Source organism: Massilia sp. 2TAF26, from assembly GCF_052115005.1.
In the GTDB taxonomy this organism is placed as follows: Bacteria; Pseudomonadota; Gammaproteobacteria; order Burkholderiales; family Burkholderiaceae_D; genus Telluria.
In genome coordinates this window covers 43,930-69,535 of sequence record NZ_JBFRFV010000018.1, presented here as the reverse complement: position 1 = coordinate 69,535, position 25,606 = coordinate 43,930, and the positions used below count along the sequence as shown (strand labels likewise).

26 protein-coding genes are annotated in these 25,606 nt (G+C 65.9%); 10 read left to right on the top strand and 16 right to left on the bottom strand.

Features of this window, described 5'->3' with window-relative positions:
* Nucleotides 1-16: 16 nt before the first annotated feature.
* From AB4Z32_RS18315 to AB4Z32_RS18285, 7 genes are all read right to left on the bottom strand, one after another.
* Nucleotides 17-679: a response regulator gene (locus AB4Z32_RS18315; RefSeq protein WP_442123294.1), complete on the bottom strand. Its 663-nt coding sequence runs from the start codon at nucleotides 677-679 to the stop codon at nucleotides 17-19.
* Between the two features lie 61 nt (nucleotides 680-740).
* Nucleotides 741-1,730 carry a YncE family protein gene (locus tag AB4Z32_RS18310; protein ID WP_442123293.1) on the bottom strand — a complete coding sequence of 330 codons (990 nt, stop codon included), beginning with the start codon at nucleotides 1,728-1,730 and terminating at the stop codon, nucleotides 741-743.
* Nucleotides 1,727-4,768: an efflux RND transporter permease subunit gene (locus tag AB4Z32_RS18305; protein ID WP_442123292.1), complete on the bottom strand. Its 3,042-nt coding sequence runs from the start codon at nucleotides 4,766-4,768 to the stop codon at nucleotides 1,727-1,729. The genes AB4Z32_RS18310 and AB4Z32_RS18305 overlap by 4 nt, the downstream gene beginning before the upstream one ends.
* The gene (locus AB4Z32_RS18300; RefSeq protein WP_442123291.1) at nucleotides 4,765-5,835 is read right to left on the bottom strand and encodes an efflux RND transporter periplasmic adaptor subunit; all 1,071 of its coding nucleotides are present in this window, start codon (nucleotides 5,833-5,835) and stop codon (nucleotides 4,765-4,767) included. The genes AB4Z32_RS18305 and AB4Z32_RS18300 overlap by 4 nt, the downstream gene beginning before the upstream one ends.
* Entirely contained in the window at nucleotides 5,832-7,196 is a 1,365-nt protein-coding gene (locus AB4Z32_RS18295) for a TolC family protein (protein WP_442123290.1), read from the bottom strand. Before AB4Z32_RS18295 ends, AB4Z32_RS18300 begins: the two co-directional genes overlap by 4 nt.
* A gap of 93 nt (nucleotides 7,197-7,289) precedes the next feature.
* Nucleotides 7,290-7,871 carry a hypothetical protein gene (locus AB4Z32_RS18290; protein ID WP_442123289.1) on the bottom strand — a complete coding sequence of 194 codons (582 nt, stop codon included), beginning with the start codon at nucleotides 7,869-7,871 and terminating at the stop codon, nucleotides 7,290-7,292.
* A gap of 70 nt (nucleotides 7,872-7,941) precedes the next feature.
* The gene (locus tag AB4Z32_RS18285) at nucleotides 7,942-8,595 is read right to left on the bottom strand and encodes a trimeric intracellular cation channel family protein (protein ID WP_442123288.1); all 654 of its coding nucleotides are present in this window, start codon (nucleotides 8,593-8,595) and stop codon (nucleotides 7,942-7,944) included.
* Between the two features lie 147 nt (nucleotides 8,596-8,742).
* Between AB4Z32_RS18285 and lldD the strand changes: the two genes are divergently transcribed.
* Nucleotides 8,743-9,876 (top strand): FMN-dependent L-lactate dehydrogenase LldD, encoded by a 1,134-nt coding sequence (lldD, locus tag AB4Z32_RS18280; protein WP_442123287.1) that lies wholly within the window; start codon nucleotides 8,743-8,745, stop codon nucleotides 9,874-9,876.
* Nucleotides 9,877-9,891: 15 nt separating this feature from the next.
* A complete protein-coding gene (locus AB4Z32_RS18275) occupies nucleotides 9,892-10,635 on the top strand; it encodes a sulfite exporter TauE/SafE family protein (protein ID WP_442123286.1) in 744 nt (247 codons plus the stop codon).
* Here the strand turns inward: AB4Z32_RS18275 and AB4Z32_RS18270 are convergent.
* Nucleotides 10,604-11,719: an alpha/beta fold hydrolase gene (locus AB4Z32_RS18270; protein ID WP_442123285.1), complete on the bottom strand. Its 1,116-nt coding sequence runs from the start codon at nucleotides 11,717-11,719 to the stop codon at nucleotides 10,604-10,606. The genes AB4Z32_RS18275 and AB4Z32_RS18270 overlap by 32 nt on opposite strands.
* A 171-nt stretch (nucleotides 11,720-11,890) precedes the next feature.
* Here AB4Z32_RS18270 and AB4Z32_RS18265 point away from each other — a divergent pair, with 171 nt between their 5' ends.
* Nucleotides 11,891-12,280, top strand: coding sequence for a DUF2784 domain-containing protein (locus tag AB4Z32_RS18265; protein ID WP_442123284.1), 390 nt, complete (start codon nucleotides 11,891-11,893; stop codon nucleotides 12,278-12,280).
* Here the strand turns inward: AB4Z32_RS18265 and AB4Z32_RS18260 are convergent.
* Complete coding sequence (locus tag AB4Z32_RS18260; RefSeq protein WP_442123283.1) at nucleotides 12,250-12,534, bottom strand: hypothetical protein; 285 nt, start codon at nucleotides 12,532-12,534, stop codon at nucleotides 12,250-12,252. The two genes, AB4Z32_RS18265 and AB4Z32_RS18260, sit on opposite strands and share 31 nt — an antisense overlap.
* Nucleotides 12,535-12,718: 184 nt before the next feature.
* Here AB4Z32_RS18260 and AB4Z32_RS18255 point away from each other — a divergent pair, with 184 nt between their 5' ends.
* The 3 genes from AB4Z32_RS18255 (at nucleotide 12,719) to AB4Z32_RS18245 (ending at nucleotide 15,995) form a co-directional block, all read left to right on the top strand.
* Nucleotides 12,719-13,234 carry a hypothetical protein gene (locus AB4Z32_RS18255; RefSeq protein WP_442123282.1) on the top strand — a complete coding sequence of 172 codons (516 nt, stop codon included), beginning with the start codon at nucleotides 12,719-12,721 and terminating at the stop codon, nucleotides 13,232-13,234.
* A 317-nt stretch (nucleotides 13,235-13,551) separates the two neighbouring features.
* A complete protein-coding gene (locus tag AB4Z32_RS18250) occupies nucleotides 13,552-15,294 on the top strand; it encodes a hypothetical protein (RefSeq protein WP_442123281.1) in 1,743 nt (580 codons plus the stop codon).
* A gap of 158 nt (nucleotides 15,295-15,452) precedes the next feature.
* Nucleotides 15,453-15,995: a hypothetical protein gene (locus AB4Z32_RS18245; protein WP_442123280.1), complete on the top strand. Its 543-nt coding sequence runs from the start codon at nucleotides 15,453-15,455 to the stop codon at nucleotides 15,993-15,995.
* 83 nt (nucleotides 15,996-16,078) lie between these two features.
* Here the strand turns inward: AB4Z32_RS18245 and AB4Z32_RS18240 are convergent, their stop codons facing one another.
* The 3 genes from AB4Z32_RS18240 to AB4Z32_RS18230 all read right to left on the bottom strand — a co-directional run bounded on the left by AB4Z32_RS18240 (nucleotide 16,079) and on the right by AB4Z32_RS18230 (nucleotide 19,018).
* Nucleotides 16,079-17,485, bottom strand: a complete 1,407-nt coding sequence (locus AB4Z32_RS18240; RefSeq protein WP_442123279.1) for a universal stress protein — start codon at nucleotides 17,483-17,485, stop codon at nucleotides 16,079-16,081.
* A 3-nt stretch (nucleotides 17,486-17,488) separates the two neighbouring features.
* Nucleotides 17,489-18,328: a universal stress protein gene (locus AB4Z32_RS18235; protein WP_442123278.1), complete on the bottom strand. Its 840-nt coding sequence runs from the start codon at nucleotides 18,326-18,328 to the stop codon at nucleotides 17,489-17,491.
* Between the two features lie 69 nt (nucleotides 18,329-18,397).
* A complete protein-coding gene (locus tag AB4Z32_RS18230) occupies nucleotides 18,398-19,018 on the bottom strand; it encodes a flavin reductase family protein (RefSeq protein ID WP_442123277.1) in 621 nt (206 codons plus the stop codon).
* A 110-nt stretch (nucleotides 19,019-19,128) separates the two neighbouring features.
* On the opposite strand from AB4Z32_RS18230, the gene AB4Z32_RS18225 reads away from it, so the two are divergent.
* The 3 genes from AB4Z32_RS18225 to AB4Z32_RS18215 all read left to right on the top strand — a co-directional run bounded on the left by AB4Z32_RS18225 (nucleotide 19,129) and on the right by AB4Z32_RS18215 (nucleotide 22,305).
* On the top strand, nucleotides 19,129-19,428 hold the full coding sequence (locus AB4Z32_RS18225; protein ID WP_442123276.1) for an antibiotic biosynthesis monooxygenase family protein: 300 nt from the start codon (nucleotides 19,129-19,131) through the stop codon (nucleotides 19,426-19,428).
* 76 nt (nucleotides 19,429-19,504) lie between these two features.
* Nucleotides 19,505-21,739, top strand: a complete 2,235-nt coding sequence (locus tag AB4Z32_RS18220) for an NADP-dependent malic enzyme (RefSeq protein ID WP_442123275.1) — start codon at nucleotides 19,505-19,507, stop codon at nucleotides 21,737-21,739.
* A 110-nt stretch (nucleotides 21,740-21,849) separates the two neighbouring features.
* A complete protein-coding gene (locus tag AB4Z32_RS18215) occupies nucleotides 21,850-22,305 on the top strand; it encodes a hypothetical protein (RefSeq protein ID WP_442123274.1) in 456 nt (151 codons plus the stop codon).
* Between the two features lie 6 nt (nucleotides 22,306-22,311).
* Here the strand turns inward: AB4Z32_RS18215 and AB4Z32_RS18210 are convergent, their stop codons facing one another.
* Nucleotides 22,312-22,437: a hypothetical protein gene (locus AB4Z32_RS18210; RefSeq protein ID WP_442123273.1), complete on the bottom strand. Its 126-nt coding sequence runs from the start codon at nucleotides 22,435-22,437 to the stop codon at nucleotides 22,312-22,314.
* 476 nt (nucleotides 22,438-22,913) lie between these two features.
* On the opposite strand from AB4Z32_RS18210, the gene AB4Z32_RS18205 reads away from it, so the two are divergent.
* Nucleotides 22,914-23,165 carry a hypothetical protein gene (locus AB4Z32_RS18205; protein WP_442123272.1) on the top strand — a complete coding sequence of 84 codons (252 nt, stop codon included), beginning with the start codon at nucleotides 22,914-22,916 and terminating at the stop codon, nucleotides 23,163-23,165.
* A 473-nt stretch (nucleotides 23,166-23,638) separates the two neighbouring features.
* Here AB4Z32_RS18205 and AB4Z32_RS18200 read toward each other — a convergent pair whose 3' ends face one another.
* The 3 genes from AB4Z32_RS18200 to AB4Z32_RS18190 form a co-directional block, all read right to left on the bottom strand.
* Entirely contained in the window at nucleotides 23,639-23,953 is a 315-nt protein-coding gene (locus AB4Z32_RS18200) for a hypothetical protein (protein ID WP_442123271.1), read from the bottom strand.
* 44 nt (nucleotides 23,954-23,997) lie between these two features.
* Complete coding sequence (locus AB4Z32_RS18195; protein WP_442123270.1) at nucleotides 23,998-24,333, bottom strand: hypothetical protein; 336 nt, start codon at nucleotides 24,331-24,333, stop codon at nucleotides 23,998-24,000.
* 404 nt (nucleotides 24,334-24,737) lie between these two features.
* Complete coding sequence (locus AB4Z32_RS18190) at nucleotides 24,738-24,920, bottom strand: hypothetical protein (protein WP_442123269.1); 183 nt, start codon at nucleotides 24,918-24,920, stop codon at nucleotides 24,738-24,740.
* Between the last annotated feature and the right edge of the window lie 686 nt (nucleotides 24,921-25,606).

The following is a 25,606-nucleotide window of genomic DNA, read 5'->3' as shown; positions in this document are numbered from 1 at the left end:
GGTCCTCATCGGGTGATCATGAGGCCAGCGGCGCCAGATAGCCGACGCCGCGCACATTCTTGATGAAGTCCGCGCCGAGTTTCTTGCGCAGGCGGTGCACGTAGACGTCCACGGTATTGCTTTCGACTTCCTCGTTCCAGCCGTAGAGCTTCTGTTCGAGCAGTGCCTTCGACATCACGCGCCCGGGCGGGTCGAGCAGCGCCGCGAGGAGGGCGAATTCGCGTGCCGACAGCGGCAGCGGCTGTCCGTCGAGCAGGGCTTCGTGGGCGGTCATGCGCAGGATCACGCCGCGATGCACGATGTCGGGCTGGGTGCGGCCGGCGCCGCGCCGGAGCAGGGCGCGCACTCTCGCGAACAGCTCTTCCAGGTCGAAGGGCTTGACCAGGTAGTCGTCGGCGCCGCCATCCAGCCCCTGTACGCGGTCGGCGGTGCTGTCGCGCGCGGTGATGATCAGTACCGGCGCCTGGCCGCCACGGCTGCGGTACTGGCGCAGCACCTCGAGACCGTCGCGGCCCGGGAGGCCGAGATCGAGCAGCAGCAGGTCGTAGACGTCCGTCACCAGCGCCAGCAGCGCGGCCTGGCTGTCCTGTACCCAGTCGAGCGCATAGCGTTCGCCGCGCAGGCCTTCGGCGATGCTGTCGCCGATCATCGGGTCGTCCTCGATCAGCAGCAGGCGCATGGAAACCCCTTTACTTAGACACGTTGAAAATCGCGCCGCCAGCTTACCGCAAACCGCGCCCTCACGGGCCGACCACGACCATCGTGAAGGTCTTGTCGACCGCGGTCGGCAGGAATACCTTGCGGCTTGCCGGATCGAAGGCCATCGTGCGGGCGCCCTTCAGGGTCGGCACCTCGACCGCCGGCGCATAATGGTCGGCGTCCAGCTGGCGCACCACGCTCAGCGTGCCCGCGCCGTTCGAGGAAAACACGGTGGCGCTGCCGGCATCGTAGTAGGCGGCGTCCGGATGGTCGCCGATCGCGACGCGCGCCACCACCTTGCCGCTGGCGCTGTCGGTGACCATCATCGTGCGGTTGCCGCACACCGAGAACAGGCGGGCATGGGTGGTATCCAGCGCCAGCCCGCTCGGTTCCTCGCAGCCGGCCAGCGGCCAGTGCGCCAGTACGCGATCGGTCCCGGCGTCGATCGCAACGATCTCGTTCCTGTCCTCGATGTTGACGTAGACGCGCTTGCCGTCGGTGGCGGCGAACTCCGGCTTGCCGCCGACCGCGATAGTGGCAAGCGGCTTGCCGCTGGCGGCGTCGAACACGCTCACGTCCTGGCTCTTGCCGTTGAAGGTGTACAGCTTGCGGGTGGCGGGATCGTAGAGGATGGCGTCCGGGTTCGCGCCCTTCACCGGGAGCTCGCGCTTGACCTGCAGGGTGTCGAGGTCGAACACCGTGACGCTGTTGGCGCGGCCGTTGCTGGTGAAGCCGAGCTTCAGGTCCTGTGCGAAGGCCACGCCGTGCACGCCGGCCGTGCCTGCGATCTCGCCGACCGGCTTGCCGGTCCCGGCGTCGAGCACCTGCACGTGGTCGCCGCGCGTGACGAACAGGCGTTCGCGCTGCGGATCGAGGGCGAGATAGTCCCAGCGCGTGGCGGGACCGAGGTCCCAGCGCTGCTGCACGGCGTAGCGGGCGGCTTCGGCGGCGGCGGCAAGCGGGGCTGCCGATGGCAGGCAGGCCAGCAAGGTGGCGACGGCGAGGAAGGGCTTGGTCAGGACGGTTTTCACGGTTTCTCCTTGGGATGAACAACGTTGAACAGGACCGGCATCAGCAGCAGCACCAGCGGCAGCTGCACGACCAGCCCGGAAATGATGGCGATCGCCAGCGGCTGCTGCATCTCGGAGCCGCGCCCGAGCGCGAAGGCCAGCGGCAGCAGCGTCAGGATGGCGGCCAGGGTCGTCATCGCGATCGGCCGCATGCGGTTCAGCCCCGCCTCCAGCAAGGCCTGTTCGCGCGGACGGTCAAGCGCGAGTTCCTGCTGCTCCGAGTAGTAGAAGATCGCGACCTCGGTGGCCATGCCGATGATCATGGTCATGCCCATCATGGCCGAGATGTTCAGCTCGATCTTCGTCAGCCACAGGCCGATGAACACCGCCGACACCGCCAGCAAAGCCGTAACGAGGATCGACAAGGCCAGGCGGAAGCTCTCGTACATGAACAGCAGCAGCAGGAATACCAGGGCGCTGGCGGCGGCAAACACCGCCATCAGGCCGTGGAAGGCGATCTGCTGCTGCTCGTACAGCCCGCCCAGCTGGTAATAGCTGGCGGAAGGCAGCGCACCCGGCCGGGCCATCATCGTGCGGACGTCGGCGATCACCGAGCCGAGGTCGCGCCCGCTGATGCGAGCCGTGACGGCCACCATGCGCTTGAGGTTTTCACGCGTGATCTGGGGCTGGCCGGTGAGCGCATGGATCTCGGCCACGCGCTGCAGCGGGAATACGTGCCCATCCGGCGCCACCACGCGCAGCTGGCGCAGGTCGGTCTCGGTGGCGCGCAGGTTCCGCGGCACCCAGACACGCACATCGACCATCTTGACGCCGCCCGGCACCCGGGTCGCGACCGTGCCGCTCATCACGCTGCCGACGTAGCGGGTGATCGCATCGGCATCCATGCCTTCGAGCGCGGCCCTGGCCGGATCGACGCGGATATCCATGGCGTCGCCGGCCGGGTTGATGCCGTTCTTGACGTCGACCACGCCATCGATCTTGCCGAGGCGTTCCGCCACCGCGCGCGCGCTTGCAGCGAGGGCGTCAGGACGGTCGCCGAAGATCTTGATCTCGACCGGTTGCGGCACCGCGGTCAGGTCGCCGATCAGGTCTTCCATGAGCTGGGCCATCTCGACCTCGATGCCCGGCACCTGGTGCTCGATGCGGCCGCGGATGTCGTCCATGACCTGGTCGACCGGGCGCCGTCCCGAGGGCTTGAGGCGGATGAAGAAGTCGCCCTCGTTGGCCTCGTTGATGCTGCCGCCCAGGCCGGCGCCGGTACGGCGCGAATAGCTGGCGACATCGGGCGTGGCGCGCACGATGCCTTCGACCTGGCGCAGCAGGCGGTCGGTTTCGGTGAGCGCGGTGCCGGGCGCGGTGCGGTAGTCGAGCACGAAGCCGCCTTCGTCCATCGCCGGCATGAAGCCGGAGCCGACCGCGCGGTAAGCGAAGAAGCCGGCCAGCAGCAGCGGGGCCACGCCCACCAGCACCAGCCAGGGGCGCGCCAGCAGTGCGCCGAAGATGCGCCGGTAGCGCGCGTGCAGCCAGCGCACCAGGCGCGAATCGGGCGCGTGCTCGGCGTCGCGCGCGTTCAGGAAGTGGTCGGCCAGCAGCGGCACCGCCAGCCAGCTGATGAGGAAGGAGATGAACAGCGCCGCCGCCATCGTCAGCGAGAGGGCCTTGAAGAAGGCGCCGGTCACGCCGCTCAGGAAAGCCAGCGGCACGAAGATCACCAGGGTCGAGGCGCTGGAGCCGGCCAGCGGGCGCAGGAACTCGAGGGCGGCGGCCATCACGCGCTTGTGCACCTCGCCGTCGCCGCCCTGCAGGCGCCGCATGATGTGCTCGATCATCACGATCGCATCGTCGATGATCAGGCCGACGGCCGCCGCCATGCCGCCGAGGGTCATGATGTTGAAGCTCATGCCCAGTACGTAGAGCAGCACCACGGTGCTGGCCAGCACGGCGGGTACGACGACGATCGCGATCAGCGTGACCTTCAGGTTGCGCAGGAACAGCAGCAGCACCGCCGCCGACAGGCCGATGCCGATCAGGACGGCATCGCGCACGCTGGAGGCCGACGCCGTCACCAGCTCGCTCTGGTCGTACCAGCTGGCGATCTGCACACCTTTCGGCAGCTGGGCGCGCAAGCCGTCCAGCCGGGACTTGATGTCTTTCGCGATCTGCACGCTGTTGCTGCCGGGCTGCTGGTAGACGGAGAACAGCACGGCGTCGCGGCCGTCGGCGGTGACGCGGGTCCAGTTCGGGGCCGCCCCAAGCTCGACGCTGGCGACGTCGGTGAGCCGCACCAGGGCGCCGGAGGGGTTGCGCAGCACCAGCGCGCGCAGCCGCGCCAGTGAGTCGAGGCGGGTGTCCGACACCGCGAGGTAGAGTTTGTAGTGGTCTTCCAGGCGGCCCACCGCGCTGATCACGTTGGCGCTCGATACGGCCTTGGCGACGTCGTCCAGCGCCAGGCCGACCGCCGCCAGGCGAGCCGGATCGACCGTCACCCGGTACTCCTCGACCGCGCCGCCTTGCACCTGCACACGGGCGACGCCGTCCACGCTCGACAGCGCGGGACGCAGCTGGAATTGCGCCAGGTCGTGCAGCGCGGTCGCCGACAGCGTCCGCGAGACCAGGCTGTAGGCGATGATCGGGAACACGGTCGGGTCCATGCGCCGCACCAGCACCTGGGCCGACGGCGGCAAGCTGCCCTGGACCTGGGCGATGGCGGCGTTCACCTGCAGTGCCGCGGCCGCCATGTCGAGGCCCCAGTCGAAGTTGATCGAGACCTCGGCCGCGCCACGGCTGGTGGTCGAGCGCACGTTGCGCACCCCCGGCACCCGGCGCACCGCTTCCTCGACCGGACGGGTGACCAGCATTTCCATTTGCTCGGCCGGCTGGTCGCCGGCATCGATCGAGACCACCACGCGCGGGAAGTCCACGGTCGGGAACAGCGATACCGGCAGCCGGAACGCCGCGACCAGGCCGGCCAGCGCCAGCATCGCGAGCAGGAATAGGATCGAGCGCCGATGCGCCTGGGTCCATCCGGCCACCGTCATCGCGCGCCCTCGCGTACCGGCATGCCGTCCTGCAGCTCATAGTTGCCGAGCACGACCACTGGCAGTTGTGGATCGAGCCTGCCGTCGACGCCATAGCTCGGGCCGTTCTCGCCCGCCACCGTCACCGCGACGCGGCGCGCATGGCCGTTCGCGACCTGGAACAGATAGCTGCCCCGGTCGTCGCTCAGCACCGCCTGGCGCGGGACGCTCCAGGCATTGTCCTCGCCGAGCGTGATGGCCGCCTCCACGCGCGTGCCGACCGCCAGGCCCGCGGCCTGGCTGGCCGACAGCTCGACGTTCGCGGTCACCATCTGGGTCTTCGGATCGACGATGCCGTCGACCATGGCGACCCGTGCCGCGATCGGGGCGGCGCCATCCAGCAGCGGCCTGATGGTCACGGCCATGCCGGGCTTCACGGCGGCGCTGCGCGCCGGTTCGATCGCCAGCAGCGCGCGCGGGTGGCCCGTCGGACCAAGCTGGACGACCGCTGCTCCGGCGGCGAGCCGGTCGCCCTGGGCTGCCGGCAGCGCGGCTACGACGGCGTCGAACGGCGCCGTCAAGCTCAGCGTCGCGTGGGCGCCGCCCAGCCTTGTCTGCGCCGCCAGCGCGGCCTGGCTGTCCTCCAGCTGCTTGCGCGCCGCGTCGACCTGGGATTGCGTCGCAAGCTGCAAGCCTGCCAGTTCCTGCTGGCGTTTCAGTTCGCGCTGGGCGAAGCCGACCGCATTGCTTGCCTGCGTATAGGCGGCCACGGCATTCGGATCGGTGCCGATCACGGCGAGCGTATCGCCGCGTCGTACGCGCTGACCCAGCACCAGGGGCAAGCGCAGCAGCTGGCCGGCTTGCGGAAAGCTGAGCGTTTCCGGCTTGGCGCTGGCGATTTCGCCGAAGGTCGCGAGGGTCCTGGCCAGGGCCTTCTGGGCCACCGCCTGCGATTGAACCAGCACGCTGGGGGCGGCCGCCTTTTCGGGCGCGGTGTCAGGCGCGGCGGCACCGGCATGCCAGTGCCAGGCGGCCCCCGCGCCCAGCGCCACGGCCAGGGTGCCGATGACGAGAGTGGAAGTCTTCATTGTTGTTGATGTCCTGACGTGGATGCATCGGGGGCGATCCCGAGCAGGGTTTGCAGCGCGACGCGCTGTTCGGCGATCTGCTGCCGCAGGGCGATCCGCTCGGCCTCCTTGGCCAGCAGCGCCGCGCGTGCATTCGCGTAGGCGAGCGCATCGACCAGGCCGGCGCGACCGGCGAGTTGGCTGTTCCGGATAAGCGGCTCCAGCCGGGCCAGCGCGGCGTCGACGGATTCGAGCTGCCGGCGGTCCAGGCGCTGCTGGTCGAGGATGGCGCGGATCTCGTTTCGCGCGGCCTGGACGCGTACCTGGTACTCGTCGTGCAGCTTCTGGCGCGTGGCCTGTTCGATGGCGATGTTGCCGCGGTTGCGGTTCAGCAGCGGCAAGCTCAGTGTGATGCCCAGGCTGTTGGAATAGACGTTGCTGTTGTCGCGCGAGCGGGTCAGGCCCACGTTCAGGGCAGGGAACTGGGCCAGCAGCGCGGCGCGGTAACGCTGGTCCTGGGCCGCGTAGCCGGCCACCAGTGCGCGCAGGTCGGGACGGCGCTGCGGCAGCTCGGCCAGTGCGGCCTGCGCCGCATCCTCGTCCGCGAAGGCGTCCGGCGCGCCGTCCTGCAGGCGCAGTTCGTAGCGGGCGTCCAGCCCCAGCAAGGTATTCAGCTCGTGCGCGGTCTGGTTCAGCTGGCGCTGCAGGTCGAACATCTGCTTATCGATGTCCTGCAGTGCGGTGAGATTGGGCAGTACAGCGTCGCTGGTGAGCAGGCCGCGCTGCTGCGCCTGTTCGGTACGGGCGGCACGGTCGGCGAACAGCTTGCGGTTCTCCTCCAGCACGGCCAGCAGGCGCCGGCCATGGCTCAGGCGAACGAAGGCCAGGCGCGCTTGCGAAACGACCTGCCATTCCTGCCACAGCAGCGCCAGATCGGTCTTCCGCACCTCGGCCTGGGCGGCGCGCTGGCCGGCGGCATGGCTGATCAGGGCGCCGACGTCATAGCTCAGGCCGAAGCTGAAGGCGCGCGTGGCGCCGGGACCGCCGGCACTGCTGGACAGGTCGCCGGCCAGCGCCAGCTGCGGATCGGGCAGCAGGCCGGCGGCGAACGCCTGTGCGCGCGACACCGCAAGATCGGCGCGCGCCAGTTTCAGGTCGGGATTGTTGACCACCGCGAGCGTGGCCACCTCGATTTCATCGAGGCCGTCGCGCGGGTCGAAGGGGTGCGCCGCCAATACGGCAAACGGCAGGCTGTGCGTGTCGACCTGGATCAGGCCCGGATTCCCGGGGAGTTCCGGGACCGGTCCGAGGGGCAGCGGCCGGTAGTCCGCACAGCCGGCCAGGGCCAGGCAAAGAATAGTTGAAACGAATCGTTGGGCCATCGTAACTGGACATGAATAGCATCGATGCCCAGCTTACGGATCGAACAATGAACAGATTATTAAAGGAGCGCGGCGTGGATCCTTCCGGTCGCGTCAGCGTCCGCCTTTCTTCCTGAGCAGCTCGTCGCCGCACAGGCCGATGCACAGCAGGGCTGCCGCCGCCAGCTGGCACCATGCGGCGGGCAGGGCGGCCATCAGGTGCAGCGGCTGGCCGGCCAGGGCCTGGGCCAGCGTAGAGCCGGCCGTCACCGCCAGGAAGGAGAGGAAAAGGTGCAGCTGGTGGGCGCCCAGCCGGGTCCAGGGCGTGCAGCAGCACAGCAGGGCCGGGAGGACCAGCAGGGTCATCGAACCGCTGCCGGCCACCGTCCCGCAGACGGCCCCGAGCCCGAACAAGGCCGCCAGCGCCAGGCCGCCGGCTTTGATCCCACCGCGGCGCCGCGTCCGCGCCCGCATGTGGGGCGGGCAGGCAGCGCGAAAGCGCCGCAGCGAGCAGGCCAGCAGCGGCGCACAGGCCAGGGTATTGATCAGGTGGGGCAGGGGGCCGGTGCGGGCGCCGAAGCTCCAGCGCTCGAGGATGGCCCAGCCGAGGAAGGAAAACAGCAGGGCGGCGAAAGCAAGGTTCGCCGGCGACCGCCTGGCGGCGGATGGAACTGTAACCACGGTTTCAAACTTCATGTCAGCCGCTCCCGGTATTGACACAAGGCTTCAGCATGCGTCAACGATGTTCCGGGGCAACTGAGCTGAATCAATCTTCGGGCGTGCGCGCCACCGGCAAGTGCCAGTCGTAGCGGATGGCCGCCATCCGCAGGCCGAAGCACAGGGCGGCGCCGGCGCAGGCCATCGGCGCCGACGGCAGCCCGAGCACATGGCCGATCACCACCACGCTGGCGCCAGCCAGGGCGGCCACCGCGTACACCTCGGCGCGCAGCACGGCCGGCACCTCCGACAAAAGCACGTCGCGCGCGACTCCGCCGCCGACGCCGGTCAGCATGCCGAGCAGGGCCGCCATCATCGGCTCGAGGCCGAACACCAGGGCCTTCTGGGCGCCGGCGACGCAAAACAGTGCCAGGCCGGCGCCGTCGAACACCATCACCGGGCTTTTCAGGTGACGCAGCTTCGGATACCAGAAGAAGATCAGCAGGCCGGCCAGCACCGACACCACCAGGTAGCGCCAGTCGCTGAAGGCGGCCGGCGGTGTGGCGCCGATCAGCACGTCGCGCACGATGCCGCCCGAGTTGGCGGCCACGAAAGACAGCACCAGCACCCCGAAGATGTCCAGCCTGCGCCGGACGCCGGCGGTGGCGCCGCTCAGGGCGAACACGAAGGTGCCGACCAGGTCGAGGGTCAGCACCAGCGTTTTCAGGGCCGCCGCCACGTCGAGGGAAACTGCGGGGAACATCGGGACGTCTTTACTGTTCAGTCAAAGGGGGCGAACACTATAGCATCGCAGCCGGGAAATCAAGCGCCCGGCCCGCCCATGCGGGATGATTTCGTCGTACACTGGACAATACGATAAGAACAAGCACCCACCAGCCTTTCGCGACCCATGATCATCTCATCCGCAACCGACTTCCGCGAAGCCGCGCGGCGCAAGCTGCCGCCCTTCCTGTTCCACTACCTCGATGGCGGCGCCGGCGCCGAGCAGACCCTGCGCGCCAACGTCGACGACCTGCAGCGCGTGAAGCTGCGCCAGCGTGTGCTGCGCGGCTCCGAGCAGCTCGACCTGACGACCCACTGGTTCGGCCAGGACCACGCGCTGCCGATCGCGCTGGCGCCGGTCGGCCTGGCGGGCATGTATGCGCGCCGCGGCGAAGTGCAGGCGGCGCAGGCGGCCGGCCGCTTCAACATCCCCTTCATCCAGTCGACGGTGTCGGTGTGCCCGCTGGCGGAGGTGGCGGCCAAGGCGCCGAAGCCGATCTGGTTCCAGCTGTACGTACTGAAGGACCGCGGTTTCATGCGCGACGTGATGCGCCGCGCCAGCGAGCTGGGCGCGACGACGCTGATCTTCACCGTCGACATGCCGGTGCCGGGCAACCGCTACCGCGACCTCCACAGCGGCATGAGCGGGGACGCCGGACCGCGCCGCCGCATGTGGCAGGCGATGCTGCACCCGCGCTGGGCCTGGGACGTGGGCCTGTTCGGCCGCCCTCACGACCTCGGCAATATCTCGGCCTACCGCGGCCACGCGACCGGGCTCGAAGACTATATCGGCTGGCTCGGCTCCAATTTCGATCCGGGCATCAGCTGGCAGGACCTGCAGTGGATCCGCGACGAGTGGAAAGGCCAGCTGGTCCTGAAGGGCATCCTGGACGTCGAAGACGCGCGCGACGCCCTGGCCTTCGGCGCCGACGGCATCGTGGTCTCGAACCACGGCGGCCGCCAGCTCGATGGCGCGCCCTCGTCGGCCAGCGTGCTGCCGGCGATCGCCGACGCGGTGAAGGACAAGATGACGATCTTCGCCGACGGCGGCGTGCGCACCGGCACCGACGTGTTCCGCATGCTGGCGCTGGGCGCGGACGGCGTCCTGATCGGCCGCGCCTTCATCTACGCGCTGGCGACCCAGGGCCAGGCCGGGGTCGAGCGACTGCTGGCGATCATGGAAAAGGACCTGCGGACGAACATGGTCCTGACCGGGGTGAAGAGCGTGAGCGAGATCGGTCCCCACCTGCTGGCCGCATAGACGGGAGCCGCCGCCATGCTGCTGCTCCTGGTCTTTTTCGCGGGTCTCTGGGCCGGCGTCCAGAACACCCTGGCCGGGGGCGGCTCCTTCGTCACCCTGCCGGCGCTGATTCTGTCCGGGATGTCGCCGCTGGCCGCCAACATCACTTCCACGGTCGCCCTGTTCCCCGGCCAGCTCACGGCGGGCTATGCCGGCCGCAGGTTGGTGAGCGGGGCGGCCGGGCTGCGCTTCCGCACGCTGTTCGTGCTGAGCATCCTCGGCGGCGCGGTAGGCGGATTGCTGTTGCTGCATACTTCGCCGAAGGTGTTCGCGCGTCTGGTGCCCTGGCTGGTGCTGTTCGCCACCGCCGTCTTCACCTGGGGCAGCTTCTTCCGCAAGGCGTCCGCCGAGAAGGCGGCGCATTTGGGGCCCATCGCCACCGGCGCCGCGCAATTCCTGATCGCGGTCTACGGCGGCTATTTCGGCGGCGGCATCGGCATCCTCATGATGGCGGCGCTGACCATGGCGGGACTTTCGGCCCGCAATGCCGGCGGCACCAAGAATGTGCTGGCGGGCGTGATGAATGCGTCGGCGGTGGCGCTGTTTTTGACCTCGCCGGAACTGCACTGGCTGCAGGCGGGCGTGCTGGCGATCGGCGCCATCCTCGGCGGACTGGCGGGCACCTGGGCGCTGCAGCGGGTGAACGAGAAGGCGCTGCGTATCGCCATCGTCTGCATCGGCGTGGCCCTCACGGTCGGGCTGTTCCTGCGGCCCTTGTAAGGTCCGGGTCCAGCCAGGTGAAGATCGCCGGCCAGATCCGCGCATGGGCGCTGCGCCCGACCAGCACGCCGACGTGCTGCAGGTTGACGCCGATATCGCCTTCGTAGTGCAGCACCTGCTTGCGCGGGCTGGCAGTCGCCTCGTGGAAGGGCAGCACCGCCGCCGGCGGGATCAGTTTGCTGCGCGGATCGATCACGCTCAGCAGCGGCGTGCTGAGCTCGCGCGGACCGATGCGGCGGCCGCCGATGTCCAGCTCGCCCTGGGTCAGGGCATCCCGGCGGTAGAGCGATTCGACCAGTTCGGCGAACAGCCTGCCCGGCAGCGCGAACTCGTCGTGGGTCCAGTGTTCCACCTGCATATGGGTGGCGAGGGCTTTCGGGTCGGCCATCGACAGCCAGCGATCCAGCAAGCGCTCCCACTGGAAGGCCTGGGGCTCGGCCATGGCGCTCATCGTGTTCAGGAAGACGCCGGGGACGTGGCCGAAGGTCTCGGCGATCTGGCGCGCATCCGGCGTCGCCTTCACCAGCTTGTTGAAGCAGCAGAAGGCCGGCTGGAAATGCAGCGGCGACTCCAGCAGGACGGTGGCGCGCAACTGGTCCGGATACAGGCAACTGTGGACGGCGGCCAGGATGCCGCCGAGCGAGTGGCCGGCAATTACGGGTTTGCCCTCGGCGCCATCGGCGGCGATCGCCTGGCGGCAGGCGCCCAGCAGGCGGTCGGCGTAGTCGGCCAGGCCATAGTCCTGCGCCGTGGCGTCGTCGTCGAGAGGGAGCCACTCGGCCAGGTAGACCCGGTAGCCGCGCTCCAGCCAGCGCTTCACCACGCTGACCTCCGGTGCCAGGTCCCAGATATAGGAACGCTTGATCGGCGCCGGCACCAGCAGCACCGGCGGCGCCTCGGCCGCATGCGGACCGTAGCGGCGCAGGTTCAGGCCCGGCTCGGAGTGCAGGATGGTGGACGGCGTGGGCCTGGGGCCGTAGCCGGCCCGCTCCAGCATCTGGCCGCGCGCCTGGCGGCTGCGGTCCATCTGCTTCAGGGCCATGGCACCGATGGCGCCGAAGGAATTCCAGTTGGTCGGATACATGACAGCCTCGTCTCATTCAGGAAGAATGCAAATGTACGCGATGCTTGCGGGCCTTCCAATCGGCGTCCGGATGAATGACGCTTGCGCTTGAGCTCGGCCAAATGTTTGGCTTCAAGGACAGTTCCTATCAACAAATTGCGGGCCCGGCCCGGCTTGCGCTAGCATGCGCTCATGCCTTACCGCCTGCTCGCCGATGGGGTTCTGCTGTTGCACCTCGGCTTTATCCTCTTCGTCGTATTCGGCGCGTTGCTGGTTGCGCGCCGGCGCCGCTGGCTGCCCGTGCACCTGGCGGCGGCCGGCTGGGGCGTGCTGATCGAGGCCACGGGCGCCGTCTGCCCGCTGACCTGGGCCGAGCTGTATTTCCGCCGGCTGGCCGGGGAGGCCGGCTACCACGGCGGTTTCATCGACCATTACCTGGTGCCGCTGATCTATCCGGCGGGCTTGACGCGCGAGATGCAGATCGGGCTAGGGATGGGCGTGCTGGCCATCAATGCTGTTCTGTACGTGTGGATCTGGCGCCGCCGTCCCGTTCAAGCCCGGCGACGCAGGCGGCCGGCGTAAGCCCGCGCAAAACCGTCGAGGACCTGCGTGGGCAGCATTTTCACCATGCCGTGCAGGATGAGCGGCACGAGCACCAACTCGTCGACGGCGCCGAGTACCGGCAGCGCGAAATTGGCCGGCTCGACAGCGAACAGGGCCAGGACAGCCAGCCCGGGCAGCAACCACGCCGGGCGACGCTCATGCCGGATAGCGAACCAAAGCAGGCGCAGGTCCTGGCTGGCGACCATGCGCCACAGTGCAAAGATGCGTTTCAAGGCGTTCTCCTCCAAGGCTTGGGGCGTTTCGTGCTCCCTATATGGGTCGCCCAGGCCTGAACTCAATAAGAAAACGAAGAGGGCGCCTCACGCCGGCGCGCCGGGCCGCGTTGTTCTTGAAATGACGGTGGTTGCTCCCACGGCAACATCGGCATACACTGATGATTTGCATGACATTTCAAGTATGCGGCGTTACCTGATTACCATCATTCTCGCAGCTGCTCTCGTGCTTGCGTTCCAGTACCTGAAGCAGTCAGGTATTGCCTACGCTGTGATCCTTGTATTGGTTTGCGCTCCATTGATGGCGCGGCTTTGCGCACCGATTTTCATGGATTTATTATCAAGATTCATCGACTTTTCCGAAAGCTCGGCGCTCGGCGCCATGCAGGGAAGGTACTACAGCTTCGATGAGCAGCGAATTCGGTTCTTCGTCGTTAACGGCACCGTTTGGGTAGCCGAGTCCGACGTGGCTGGTATCCTGCTCCAGGCAATCACCGAGGGCGAACGACGGCAACTTGGCGGAGAGTACGGCCTCGTTCCCGGAAAAAGATTTCGCGGCTTCACGGAAGATGGGATCAAGCGGCTGCTTGCCGCACGGCTCGGTGATCGCCATGCGACGCGGCAGATAGTACGGTTCAATCATTGGCTGCAAAGCGAGGCATTTCCCAATGTTTGGCGCTTGCCCGGTTCGGGTGCCTGATCGTTCAAAAGTCGGACGGCAACTTTTATGTCGAATTTTCAGTGACGTCGACAGGCCAAATGACCTGCGCTCGTGTCTTGGCGGCCGTTTTGAACAGTCGAGTTACCGATCTTTCGTTTCTGACCGACACTAGAGTCGAGTTTTTCAACACAATAGGGCGGTAGTGGACTGTTCGGGTAGGTCTGCACCCGCCCAGAAGCGCACTGAGCTTGCCCTCAAGCCAACTCTCTGGCGCCGCGAAAAAATCACGAGCTGATTAGCTGTGGATAGGTGTAGCATGGCATTTTGGCAATCCCGCCATTTCGGAAGAAGTCTTCATGCGCTTACCCCTCGCCCGTCGCTCCGTCCGCACAAGCGCCGTCGTGCAGCGCTTGTCCACCACGGTTCTCGCGCTGTCCGTGATCGCGGCCTGTTCGACGCTGCAGTGGCGGCCTGACAGCATGGCCACTGCGCCGGTGATCGACGGTTTCGGAGTGGACGGCATGCAACCCTCCCAGGCTAACGAAGCCGCGCGCCGCCTGTTCGCGCAGGGCATGGCCCAGGTCTACGGCTTCAACGAGGTCGAAGCCATCCGCTCCTTCAAGGCCGCGCTGGCGCAAGATCCCGATTGTGCGCTGTGCGCCTGGGGTGTGGCTTATCAGATGGGGCCGAACATTAACGATACCGAGCGCCACGATCTGCGCGAGGCGCTGCGTTATGTGGACTACGCGCTCAAACACAGCGCGGGCAGTTCGGAACACGACCGGGCGCTGATCGATGCGCTCGCGCCGCGGTATGGGATGAACTCGGGCACGGAGCGCGGCGCCTTCGCCACCGTCGCGATCCAGGCGGAAATCTGCGGCGCGGCTGGGGCAAAACGGGCCGATCCACTCGACATCGTGTATGCCGAGCGCATGCGTGAGCTGGTTGCGCGCTTTCCCGGCGACCCGGATATCCTGTCCATCTACGCCGAAGCCGAGCTGGTGGCGACGCGCGCCGACTGGTGGGACCGGCGCACCGGCCGGCCGGCCGGGCGCGTTGGCGAACTGGCCGACATGCTCGAACAAGGCCTGGTGCTGCATCCCGAACACATCGGGCTGAACCACTACATGATCCACACGGTCGACGCGGTGCCGGTGGCCCGGCGCGCTGAAGCGTCGGCCGACCGACTTGGCGCGCTGGCTCCCAAGTCGCCGCATTTGCTGCACATGCCGTCCCACACTTACGCCCAGCTGGGCCGCTATGCCGACGCCACCCGCGTTAATCAGGCGGCGGTCGCCGCCGATGCGGCCATGGAACTGGAATTGAAACGCCAGAATTTCTCGGACAGCAAGGACTGGCGCGGCCACAATCTGCACTTCCAATGGTATGCCGCGTTGATGGAGGGGCGCGGTGACCTGGCGCTGTCGACCGCGCGCGCACTCGCCCTGCGCGGCAAGGGCAACAACACGTATCACGAATACCTGCGCAGCTTGCCGATGCTGACCTTGCTCCGCCTGCAGCGCTGGGACGCATTGCGCGAGGAGCCGCTGCCATCCGGCGAAAAGGGCGTCGCGGCGGTGATGGGGCAAATGGCGAGTGGCATCGCCTTGGCGCACGCGGGCCAGCGCAACGCGGCACAGGCGGCGCAAGCGCGGCTGGACCCGGCGGCCGATAAGCTTGTCAAGGAACACCCCAGCGATGGTAATGTGGACAAACTGATCCGCAGTCTGGCACGCACTGCACAGGCGCAATTGCGCGCCGAAATTGCCTTGTCCGGCCAACAGGTTGACGAGGCCCTGGCTCAGCAGCAATCGGCCGTGAGCGCCTCGTATGACGCGGAAGCCACCGAGCCGCCGACGCTGGCCAGCGGTCCGGGTTTGCGCCTGGGCGCCATGCAATTGCATGTGCGCCGCTACGCGGCGGCCGAACAGAGCTTCCGCGCCCACCTGGCGGAACATCCGGGCAATGGCTGGGCCTTGCAAGGCTTGCGCCAAGCGCTGGCGGCGCAGGGCAAGCAGAGCGAAGCACAGGTCACCGAGCGCGAGCTGGAACGCAACTGGAAGCAGGCCGACAGCGGTTTACGCTCGACGGCGCGATGAGTTCCGGCCTCAGTCCTCGTGCGCAGGCGGCGCGAACCGGTAGTCAAGGTGGGCGAACGCATGGCCGGGACTGACTGTCAGCACCTATCTTGCGGCAGGAGCGGACATGGGAAACCCAAACACTTCCGCAGCGATTTGCATGGACTTGAAAGCTTGGAATGAAAAAACTAATCTTTGCAGTATGCGTGACGTCGGCAGCCAAACTGGTCGCGGCGCAGGAGCTCCCGCCAAACCCGTATGAGAGCTGGGGAGTTTGTCCTTTCGAATGCTGTACTTATCGGGAGTGGACAGCGGACGCCGACATTCCCGTTCATGAAAAGCGTAGCGAGCAATCCCGGATCCTGTACCGTTTGCATGCCGGCGAACGTGTCGATGCCTTGACAGGCGTCGTCGTCACCAAGAATCCTGCGCCAATCCATATCGACCATGCAGTAAACGACGGTTTCACGAAAGGCAGCGAACGTCCCCTGCTATCCTTCAAGCCCGGAGACGTTATCTACATGTTGGCGCCATTAGGCGAAGGGTTCTACCTGTACTGGTACCAGGGCAAGGTCTACCGCAGCGGCATCGAGCTCGCCGCAATGCCGGGCGTCGAGGGAAATGGCATGGCGCTGACATGGTGGAAACAGGTACGGAACAAGACAGGAAAGCTTGGCTGGACTCGATCCGATCACTTTCAAAACGCTGACGCTTGCGGATAGGCGCTAATTTCACGGTAACTTACTGCTGAAGCTGGGCTTGATCCGTTAGCACCAACGTCCGGCGTTCCCAGACACACCTGCACTCAGTGAACCAACAACGCCGGAATCCGCGCCTCGGCCAGCACGGTCCGGCTAGCCCCACCCAGGCAAAGCTCGCGCATGCGGCTGTGTCCATAACAGCCCATCACCAGCAGCCCAACACCCAGCTCATCGCCCATGGACAGCAAGGCACGGCCGATGTCGCCGGCGCGGCTGGCCGAAGCGTCGCGCACCAGCACCTCGGCCCGCACCCGGTGCCGCCCCAGGAAGCCGAGCAGGTCGTCGCGCTGGGCCTGGCATTCGGCCGGGGCCAGCGCGGGTCCGGACAGCATCGCAACCGTCACCGCTTCGGCGCGCCGCAGCAGGGGCACCGAGGCGGCCATCGCGGCGGCGGCTTCGCGGCTGCCGTCCCAGGCCAGCAGCACGCGGTGGGCGAAGCCGGCGGAAGGTAGCCCTTCCCCGTGCGGGATCACCAGCACCGGGCGGGCGCTGTTCATGATCACGTAATCCGGCAGGCGCAGGACGTGGTCGGACAGCGATTCGGCCGGATCGTCCTGGCTCACCACCAGCAGGTCGGCAAAGCGCGACAGCATGGCCAGGCCGTCGTCGGCTTCGTCCATGATCAGGCGGGCATCGTGTGGCACGCCCTGTTCGCTGGCGATGGCCTCGAAGCGCCGCAGCGCCTGGCGCGCCTTGTCCGCCAGCGGATCGAAGCATTGGGCGGCCAGGGTGCCGGGGCGCATCTGGTAACCGTTCGGGAAGACGGCGCGCGACACGCCCAGCATGGCGGCACCGGTCAGGTGGGCGCCGTGTTCGCGGGCGAGCAGGGCGGCGGCGTGGATGCGCGCCGGGGCGTGGCGCGAGAGGTCGGCGTGGACCAGGATGGATTGCAGCGACATCGGCACCTCCAGAGGGAAGGAAAAGCGGAGAGGCGCGGCCTCGTCATGCGGCCGCACCCGAGGTGGCGCCGGCCGGGGAACCGGATGCGGTCCGCGCGCGGCGCGTCCGCGCATGCGCGGCGGGCCTGGCGGCGCCGGCGCGCGCTGTGGCAGGGCAAGGTCGGCGCTGATGCGGTGCAGGGACAGGATGTCCGTGAGGGCCGCCACCAGCTGGCGGGCGATGCCGAGCTCGCCTTCCTCGACCTGGGGCAGGACGTGGTGCATGGCGGCGAGGACGGCCGCATTTTCCTGGCGCTGTTCGTGCACCCGCTCCTCGAGCCGCTTGACCCTGCAGGCTTCCATCACGGTCTCTTCGTGCCGCAAATGCGACTCGACCTCCGCCACCAGCTCGACGTAGTCCTGCGCAAAGCCCTCGTCGGGCTCGCTGGCCGCGTGGGCCAGCCGCGCGCACAGATGGCGGCGCGCGTGGCGCAAAGCCGCCGAATAGATCGGCGGCGAGACGGGTGGGCGGTGCGGGGTCATCGCTGCGGCGGCCTTGGCGGCCCGTTTCAAAGCTCAATGCGCGATCAGCAGCGGAATCCGGGCGCGTTCGAGCAGTTCGCGGGTGGTCCCGCCCAGCATCCACTCGCGGTAGCGGCTGTGGCCGAAGGCGCCGGCCACCATCAGCCCGGCGCCGCTGGCGCCCGCCAGCGCGCACAGGGTGTCGCCGGTGGTGGCGCGGGTGTGTTCGACCACGACCTCGACCTTGGCGCCGTGGCGGGCGAGCCAGAGCGCCATGTCGGCACCCGGCTGTTCGCCATGGAAATCGGAGAGCGTGTCGGGATTGATCACCACCAGCCTGACGATCGCGGCGTGGACCAGCAGCGGGAGGGCGGAAGTGATCGCGCGCAGCGCCTGCATGCCGCCGTCCCAGGCGGCGACCACGGTGCCGGGTATCGGCTCGCCCTGGTAATTGCGCGGCACCACCAGCACCGGCCGCACGCCGCGCAGGGCCACGTGGGCGGGCAGGCCGCGCACTCGCGCCGGTCCGCCGGGTTCGGAATCGCTGTCCTGGCTCAGCACCACCAGGTCGGCATAGCGCGACTGCAGCAGCAGGGCGTAGCGCGGATCGTCTTCGATGAGGCGGGCGTCGAGCGATTCCACCCCGAGGCGGGCGGCAAGCTGCCTGAATTCCTCGAGGTGGCGGGCGGCGGTATCGCGCAGCGCCTGGAAGTCGTCGCCGACCACCGGCGCCGCCATCGACCCGGTCAGCAGGCTGTAATCCATCCAGGAGATACCGGTGGCGCCGCTGCCGACCAGGTGAGCGCCGTACTTGACGGCGAGCAGGGCGGCGGCGCGCAGCCGGCTTTCCTGGCCGGTGCCGCCATCGATGTGGACGACGATGGTTTTATACATGGCCGAACCCTCCAATGCGGTACGGGTCACTGTATTCCTTGCCGCCGCCGCTGTCAAAGCCCTGCGGTGTCAGGCAGGGCGGAACATCTTGAACAGCTGTTCCGGGCCGACCGTGAAATAGTCGGCCGGGCCGCCGCCGCGCAGGATGGGCTGGGCGGCCGCGGTATCGTAGATCCCGTCCTTCAGCAGCGCGCGGTCGATGTGCACGCCGACCACCTCGCCCAGCACCAGCCAGGTCGGCACCTTGCCGCCGTCGGCGCCCTGCAGCTGGATCAGCTGGCTGAGCCGGCATTCCATCGACACCGGGCTCTCGGCCACGCGCGGCGGCGCCACCACGCGCGAGGGCGCCGGCGTGAGGCCGGTCAGCGCGAACTCGTCGGACTCCGGCGGGACGGCGGCGCAGCTCAGGTTCATCTGTTCCGACAGCGGCCGGGTTGCCAGGTTCCAGCAGAACTCGCCCGTCTCTTCGATATTGCGGAGCGTGTCCTTGTAGCCGATGCTGGCGAAGCCGACGATCGGCGGGACGTAGTTGAAGGCGTTGAAGAAGCTGTAGGGCGCCAGGTTGAGGACGCCGGCCCCGCTGCGCGAGGATATCCAGCCGATCGGACGCGGGCCGACGATGGCGTTGAAGGGATCGTGCGGCAGGCCGTGGCCGGCGCGCGGTTCGTAGAAATGCATTGCCTGGCTCATGCAAACTCCATGCGGAAAGCCGAACGATAACCCATCCGCGCACGCCTTGCCGCCGGGACTGGCATAATCCCCTGATCCACATTGCAACAATACAAGCGAAAGGAAGCGAGATGGTTCTGGAAAGTGCGGAAATCCTGGTCAAGGAAGGCATGGAAGAAAGCTTCGAGGCAGGCGTGCGCGCGGCCGCGCCGCTGTTCCGGCGTGCGCAGGGCTGCACCGGCATGCGCCTGCAGCGCGGCATCGAGAACCCGCGCGCCTACCGCCTGCTGGTGCAGTGGAACACGCTGGAAGACCATACCGTGCATTTCCGCGGCAGCGAAGACTTCAAGGAATGGCGCCGCCTGGTCGGCGACTGCTTCGACGGCGCGCCGAACGTGACGCACCTGAGCGGCGTCCTCGAGGCGTTCTGAGCGGCGGCCTGCGCCGTGCGCAGCGTGAACCGCATTTCTGCCACCATACATTGATCGACTATACAAGGATGACACCATGAGCACCGAAAGCAGCCTCGACAGCGGACTCCAGGAACCCGGCAAGGACGCGCAACTGCGCGCCGACGCCCTCGATTACCACCGCTCGCCGGTACGCGGCAAGATCGAGGTCGTGGCCACCAAGCCCCTGTCGAACCAGCGCGACCTGTCGCTGGCCTATTCGCCGGGCGTGGCCTATGCCTGCGAGGAGATCGCCGCCGACCCGGCCATGGCCGCCGAGTACACCTCGCGCGGCAACCTGGTCGCCGTGATCTCGAACGGCACCGCCGTCCTCGGCCTGGGCAATATCGGCCCGCTGGCCTCCAAGCCGGTGATGGAAGGGAAGGGCTGCCTCTTCAAGAAATTCGCCGGTGTCGACGTGTTCGACCTCGAACTGGCCGAGAACGATCCGGACAAGCTGATCGAGGCGATCGCGATGCTGGAGCCGACCGTGGGCGGCATCAACCTCGAAGACATCAAGGCGCCGGAGTGCTTCTACATCGAGAAGAAGCTGAGCGAGCGCATGAACATCCCCGTCTTCCACGACGACCAGCACGGCACCGCCATCATCTCCAGCGCGGCCCTGCTCAACGCCCTGAAGGTGGTCGGCAAGGACATCGCCACGGTCAAGCTGGCCGCCTCGGGCGCCGGCGCCGCCGCCATTGCCTGCCTCGACATGATGGTGAGCATGGGCGTGAAGCGAGAGAATATCTGGGTGACCGACTCGAAGGGCGTGATCTGGCGCGGCCGAGACTCCAACATGGAAGCGAACAAGGCGCGCTACGCCCAGGATACCGATGCCCGTACCCTGGCCGACATCGTCAGGGGCGCCGACGTCTTCCTCGGCTGCTCGACCGCCGGCGTGCTGACCGGCGAGATGGTCAAGACCATGGCCGACCGCCCCGTGATCCTGGCGCTGGCGAATCCGGAGCCGGAGATCCGTCCGGAAGTGGCGAAGGCCGCGCGTCCGGACTGCATCGTCGCCACCGGCCGTTCGGACTATGCGAACCAGGTCAACAACGTGCTGTGCTTCCCCTACATCTTCCGCGGCGCCCTCGACTGCGGCGCGACCCGCATCACCGAAGAGATGAAGCTGGCCTGCGTGAGCGCCATCGCCGAGCTGGCCGAGGCCGAGCCGAACGACGCCGTGGCGGCCGCCTATGCCGGCCAGGATTTGCGCTTCGGTCCCGACTACATCATCCCGAAGCCCTTCGATCCGCGCCTGATCGCGGCGATCGCGCCGGCGGTGGCCGCCGCGGCCGAGCGCTCCGGGGTGGCCACCCGTCCGATCGAGGACATGGACGCCTACCGCGAGCGGCTGGCCGCGATGATCTACCACACCAGCTTCTTCATGCGGCCGGTGTTCGCCAAGGCGCGCGCGCTGAGCAGGCCCGATCCGCGCAAGGTCGCGTATGCGGACGGCGCCAATCCGCGCGTGCTGCGCGCCGCCCAGACCGTGATCGACGAGAACCTGGCGAAGCCGGTGCTGATCGGCCGCGCCAGCGAGGTCGAAGAGGGCATCCGCGCCGCCGGCCTGCGCATGCAGCGCGACCGCGACTACGTGTTGGTCGAGTGTGCCGAAGATGCCACCGCGCGCGGCACCGCCATGCTGGCCGCCGGCGAAGTCGACGCCCTGATCTGCGGTATGCAGGGCAGCTACGACAGCCACCTGGAGCACGTGCGGCGCGACATCGGCCTGGCCCCGGGCGCCTCGGTGATGGCGGCGATGAATGCGCTGGTGCTGGACAAGCTGACCCTGTTCATCGCCGACACCTATGTCAACGACCAGCCTTCGGCAAGCGAGCTGGCGGAGATCGCGCGCCTGGCGGCGAGCGAGCTGCAGCAGTTCGGCCTCGAGCCGAAGGTGGCGCTGCTTTCGCATTCGATCTTCGGCTCCTCGAACCGCCCGTCGGCGCAGCGCATGCGCGAGGCGCGCGAGATCCTGGCGAAGGATGCGCCGCAGCTGAACGTGATCGGCGAAGTGCACGGCGACGCCGCGCTGGACGAAGACATCCGCGCCATCTACCTGCCGCCGGGCCAGGCCAGCTTCGAGGGCAGCGCCAACCTGCTGGTGGCGCCCTCGCTGGACGCCGCCAACATCCTGTTCAACGTGCTGAAGGTCTCGTCGGGCAAGGGCGTGACGGTGGGACCGATCCTGCTGGGCGCGGCGAAATCCGTGCACATCCTCAGCCCCAGCGCCACCGTGCGCCGTATCGTCAACATGACGGCGCTGGCCGTGGCAAACGTCAGGTAATGACGCGCCGCACCGGTCGTGCACCGCTTCCGGTGTGGGATTCGGTGACTTTTCGTGGGTGAGCCGAATGCTAGAGTCGATGGCGACCATCGACCTGGAGGCTCATCCACATGAAGATTGCAGCACTGTTCCTCGCGTCGCTTGCCGCCAGCGCGGCGGCAAGCCCGATCGACCTGACCCTGGTGGACGGCACGCGGGTTCACATCGAGGATGCGGCCTGCGGCCGTACGTCCGTCTGTAACGCCGGATCGGCCCGGCTCCTGGGCGGAAAAGGCCGGGCCACACGCTACGTCTCGTCGATCACGGTCGCCACCGGCAGCCGTTCCTATGCCCTGGACGTGAGCGACATGGTCGACCCGCTGTTCGGAACGGCCAGGACGAACTTCAGCGGCTTCTGCTACGACGACCGCAACTGCGGCTTCCGCGCCGTGTTCGGCGACGCCGGCGGCAGCTATGCCGCCGAATGGCAGGTCATCGAGGGAAAACCGGTACGGACGGTCTTCAGCGGCAGCGGCGACCTGGTCCAGTTCTTCCTGGCGAACCCAGTGCCGCCCAGGTACGAATGATCGCGCTCAGGTCGAGAGCACGGTGTAGACCTTCTTCCCGCCGATGGTGACGTCGCGCACCGGCGGGATCTCGGAGCGCGGCGCCGGGCCGTTGGCGGTCTTGTGGCGGGAGGCTTCGGCGCTGTTCGACATGAAAGCGGGAATAGTACCCCGGCACTATTCCCTCCATGTCGGTTGACACCGTAAGTGAAAAAGCGGGTATTGATTACACAGCGTTTTTTCACGTTCTTCGCCACACCTACGTACGCGATGTGACGAAGAAAATGAAATATGTCTGTAGGCGTGACGTAGATAATGAAATTTTAGCGACGACCGACGCTGAGCTTGGATGGACCGCTTACGGCCCCAAAGCGGCAGTTTCGCAGCAATCGCATCACCCCTCCTTAAAGCCGGGTTCCCACGACAAATCGAGGACGGACAGAATTAAAGTGTATTTTTAACAACACATTGCGAAGCGTGCAGAGGTGTTGCACAGATGTTTGATAGACTGTGTCTAGCTGGAAATCGGATTGTGTCCTTGTGTGACAGTGTCGTGATTTTCATTTTGATACCAGCGGCAGAGCACCTGACGACAGGAGGGGTTCATTATGCTACGGTGGCTTGCAAACTTGATTTCTCATAACGCTCCTACGCCTGAGAAACACGCAAAACGGGCGCTCAACGACCTGCGCATGGAGTTGTATCAATCCGAGCAACATTTGATGGAAATGCAGTTACGTGCAGATTACTACCGGGCTCGTATCGCTTTCCTGGAAGAAGTAACCAAGAAGGGAATCGAGCAGGTATCTGACCAGCGCAAACGCCAACAGGAAGCTTCTCAGGCACTGCGACCCGGACTCAAGCTCACGGCAGCGCAATAGCGCCGAATCCGCAGCAAGACAAGGCCGCGCGGCAGATCGACATTCACGATCTTCGTTGTCATCGTGCGGCCCCTCTCCCTGCTGGCAGCGATCCCGAACAGGGACTGCGAGCGAGGCGTCCCACTGACTGCCCAACGCATAAACGCCCGGATGCTGGGGCCGCCCGGCCTGGTGTATTTCCTTCTCAAAGCCGTACGTGTCCGAGTTTGTTATCAGGGCAGGAAGAGGATTGTTAGGCGATCTTAAACTGCTAAATGCGTAGGATAGCTCTCTGAATGGGCTCGGAAAGTGTAGAGGGCTCGCCGTCCGCCATCGACCGAGAGCGACCTGTCGTACTCGACTAAAAGTGAATACTTGGCGCCAGAGTCTTAACGGGTCTGCCATTTATGTTCGATTCGTGCGCGAACGTGTGCATCAAACCATCCCGAAAAGCAGAATTTCCGGGATGGTTATTACCGTCCTGACTGCGTCGGCTAGTTGGTGGCTTCACACTTCTTCATAAAGGAAGACTTGGAAGCCCCAGCTAGCGGCTTACCGTTCTTGTCGACTGCTTTCGCGGCGCACGCGACTGCCTTATCACCACTTGCGGCTGACGCTTCGCACTTCTTCATAAAGGCGTTTTTAGCCGCTCCTGCGAGCGGCTTGCCGTTCTTGCTAACCGCTTTTGCTTCGCAACTGGCAGCACTAGGTGCCGCTGCCGTATTTGTTGTTGACGAAGCTGAGGTTTGCGCAAATGCCATGTTTGCAAAAAATAAAATCCCAGCAACAGCGAAGGCAGATTTACTCATCACATGCTCCATAAAAGTAATAAAGCAGCATCAAACAAGGGTACTTACTTTCTGGCCTTTAACTCCGCCATTGCAGCCGTCTCCTTTGCCGCGGCTTCTTTTTTACATGCCGACTTTTCCGCGCCCTTCATCGATTTGCAAGCCGCTAACGCAGCCTTCTTATCAGCACGGATCTGCTTTTTCTCAGCTTTGATGTCGGCTTTGCTTTCAGCCATCGGCGCCGCGGCAGTAGCGGCGGGCGTAGTTGCCGGCGGAGCAGTCATCGTCGAATGAGTTGCGGGCACCGGCGTCGTTGCCGGGGCAGTAGTCTGGCCAGAGGCGAACGCTGCGCTGGAAGCCATAAATAACAAGACGCTTGCAATTTTCAGTGTCGATTTCATGGGTATCTCTCCGGTTGGTCCGCTAGTGCGAGCAGATCGCTCTCCGCCATAACGCCGGCTCAGGCCGCCCGGTTGACCTATCGGTCTTTTCCGACTGTGATTTACGATTTGGCTGGTTGTAAGGTAACTGGCAGCCAATGTCCCGTAGCGTGCAGATTCTGCCGGATAGTGGACTTTCTGCTACGTCTGCTTCCAACCCGTTGTTGACTGTCATGCTGACTTGTCGAACGTCTGCAATAAAGTCCTTACCCGGTAGCGGTGGCAGCTGCGATGATGCCCATAATCCAGCTAACGCGGTCTGATTGTTTCGCGGTCTCGATCTGACCGAATGGCGACATCGTTGCAGGTTACTAAGGCGATGACCTTCACTGTACGCGACGGCCATCGCTTGGCAGTCCGATTCATCAATAGCAAACAATCGACTTGCCTGTGGAGGAAACTTCGCACTGGCCAGTAATGAGGCCCCATGCAACCGTAGCCACGTCGACTACTTTGTCCACTATTTTGTTGCCGCCAACAACAGCGGCCATTGCTTTCTGGTCCAGTTCTTCAACGACGGCCAGGTCTTTGATCGTAATGGTAGTCATTGCAATTCTCCATCAGGTTAAATATGGGTTAGGTTTGCCTTGTCGGCGGTTTGTGAATCGTTCGGTCCACGCCTCCATCAATGCAATGACCATGCCAGGTGTGAAGCGCAGAGCGGTAATGCGTTCCAAGCCATTGAAAAGTATTGAATTTCCCCTGAATGTGTTCGGTCGTGACGAACACAATGCAGGCCTAAGTTCGCCACCACACAACACCTCCGGCGGCGTTACCTGATCGCTGGTTGCGAAAGATTCAAGGTCTGAAAGGCGGCCACAAGGCTGCCTTTTGTCGTTTGTCCACGAAACCCACAGTTCGCTACAAATCTGAAGCGGACCTTCGGTTCGAATATTCGACAGGCCGGTTCTGGCCCGATAGCAGCCTACCGCGACCGGCAGCATCCGATCCAGAGCAGACTCCCAGACCTTGCCGAGCGACGATGCACGTCACCGCTTGATCTTTGTCGCTAAAGTACGGCCTCGGCTCTCGGCCACTACATCCGCTTCGAGCCAAACTGTCGGTTTGGCATTCAATAAGGACACCGGATTGGGATACAAGCTGAACTGAATCGACTTGGGCTTACCGGTTATTCAAATATCCCCTCTGGAATCCGCTAATGGTTGCGGCCCGCAATTTCTGGACAGAGAGGAACAGTATCTGGCGGCACGATACTAACGCTTGCTAAATGTAC

Bases quoted from the DNA above. Each gene is read 5' to 3' on its own strand.
- AB4Z32_RS18290 (WP_442123289.1), bottom strand. From the start codon at position 7,871: ATGAAGTTTGAAACCGTGGTTACAGTTCCATCCGCCGCCAGGCGGTCG.
- AB4Z32_RS18245 (WP_442123280.1), top strand. From the start codon at position 15,453: ATGAAAAAACTAATCTTTGCAGTATGCGTGACGTCGGCAGCCAAACTG.
- AB4Z32_RS18265 (WP_442123284.1), top strand. From the start codon at position 11,891: ATGCCTTACCGCCTGCTCGCCGATGGGGTTCTGCTGTTGCACCTCGGC.
- AB4Z32_RS18190 (WP_442123269.1), bottom strand. From the start codon at position 24,920: ATGACTACCATTACGATCAAAGACCTGGCCGTCGTTGAAGAACTGGAC.
- AB4Z32_RS18300 (WP_442123291.1), bottom strand. From the start codon at position 5,835: ATGAAGACTTCCACTCTCGTCATCGGCACCCTGGCCGTGGCGCTGGGC.
- AB4Z32_RS18200 (WP_442123271.1), bottom strand. From the start codon at position 23,953: ATGAGTAAATCTGCCTTCGCTGTTGCTGGGATTTTATTTTTTGCAAAC.
- AB4Z32_RS18220 (WP_442123275.1), top strand. From the start codon at position 19,505: ATGAGCACCGAAAGCAGCCTCGACAGCGGACTCCAGGAACCCGGCAAG.
- AB4Z32_RS18210 (WP_442123273.1), bottom strand. From the start codon at position 22,437: ATGTCGAACAGCGCCGAAGCCTCCCGCCACAAGACCGCCAACGGCCCG.
- lldD (WP_442123287.1), top strand. From the start codon at position 8,743: ATGATCATCTCATCCGCAACCGACTTCCGCGAAGCCGCGCGGCGCAAG.
- AB4Z32_RS18275 (WP_442123286.1), top strand. From the start codon at position 9,892: ATGCTGCTGCTCCTGGTCTTTTTCGCGGGTCTCTGGGCCGGCGTCCAG.
- AB4Z32_RS18230 (WP_442123277.1), bottom strand. From the start codon at position 19,018: ATGAGCCAGGCAATGCATTTCTACGAACCGCGCGCCGGCCACGGCCTG.
- AB4Z32_RS18215 (WP_442123274.1), top strand. From the start codon at position 21,850: ATGAAGATTGCAGCACTGTTCCTCGCGTCGCTTGCCGCCAGCGCGGCG.
- AB4Z32_RS18250 (WP_442123281.1), top strand. From the start codon at position 13,552: ATGCGCTTACCCCTCGCCCGTCGCTCCGTCCGCACAAGCGCCGTCGTG.
- AB4Z32_RS18225 (WP_442123276.1), top strand. From the start codon at position 19,129: ATGGTTCTGGAAAGTGCGGAAATCCTGGTCAAGGAAGGCATGGAAGAA.
- AB4Z32_RS18270 (WP_442123285.1), bottom strand. From the start codon at position 11,719: ATGTATCCGACCAACTGGAATTCCTTCGGCGCCATCGGTGCCATGGCC.
- AB4Z32_RS18255 (WP_442123282.1), top strand. From the start codon at position 12,719: ATGCGGCGTTACCTGATTACCATCATTCTCGCAGCTGCTCTCGTGCTT.
- AB4Z32_RS18235 (WP_442123278.1), bottom strand. From the start codon at position 18,328: ATGTATAAAACCATCGTCGTCCACATCGATGGCGGCACCGGCCAGGAA.
- AB4Z32_RS18285 (WP_442123288.1), bottom strand. From the start codon at position 8,595: ATGTTCCCCGCAGTTTCCCTCGACGTGGCGGCGGCCCTGAAAACGCTG.
- AB4Z32_RS18195 (WP_442123270.1), bottom strand. From the start codon at position 24,333: ATGAAATCGACACTGAAAATTGCAAGCGTCTTGTTATTTATGGCTTCC.
- AB4Z32_RS18295 (WP_442123290.1), bottom strand. From the start codon at position 7,196: ATGGCCCAACGATTCGTTTCAACTATTCTTTGCCTGGCCCTGGCCGGC.
- AB4Z32_RS18315 (WP_442123294.1), bottom strand. From the start codon at position 679: ATGCGCCTGCTGCTGATCGAGGACGACCCGATGATCGGCGACAGCATC.
- AB4Z32_RS18305 (WP_442123292.1), bottom strand. From the start codon at position 4,768: ATGACGGTGGCCGGATGGACCCAGGCGCATCGGCGCTCGATCCTATTC.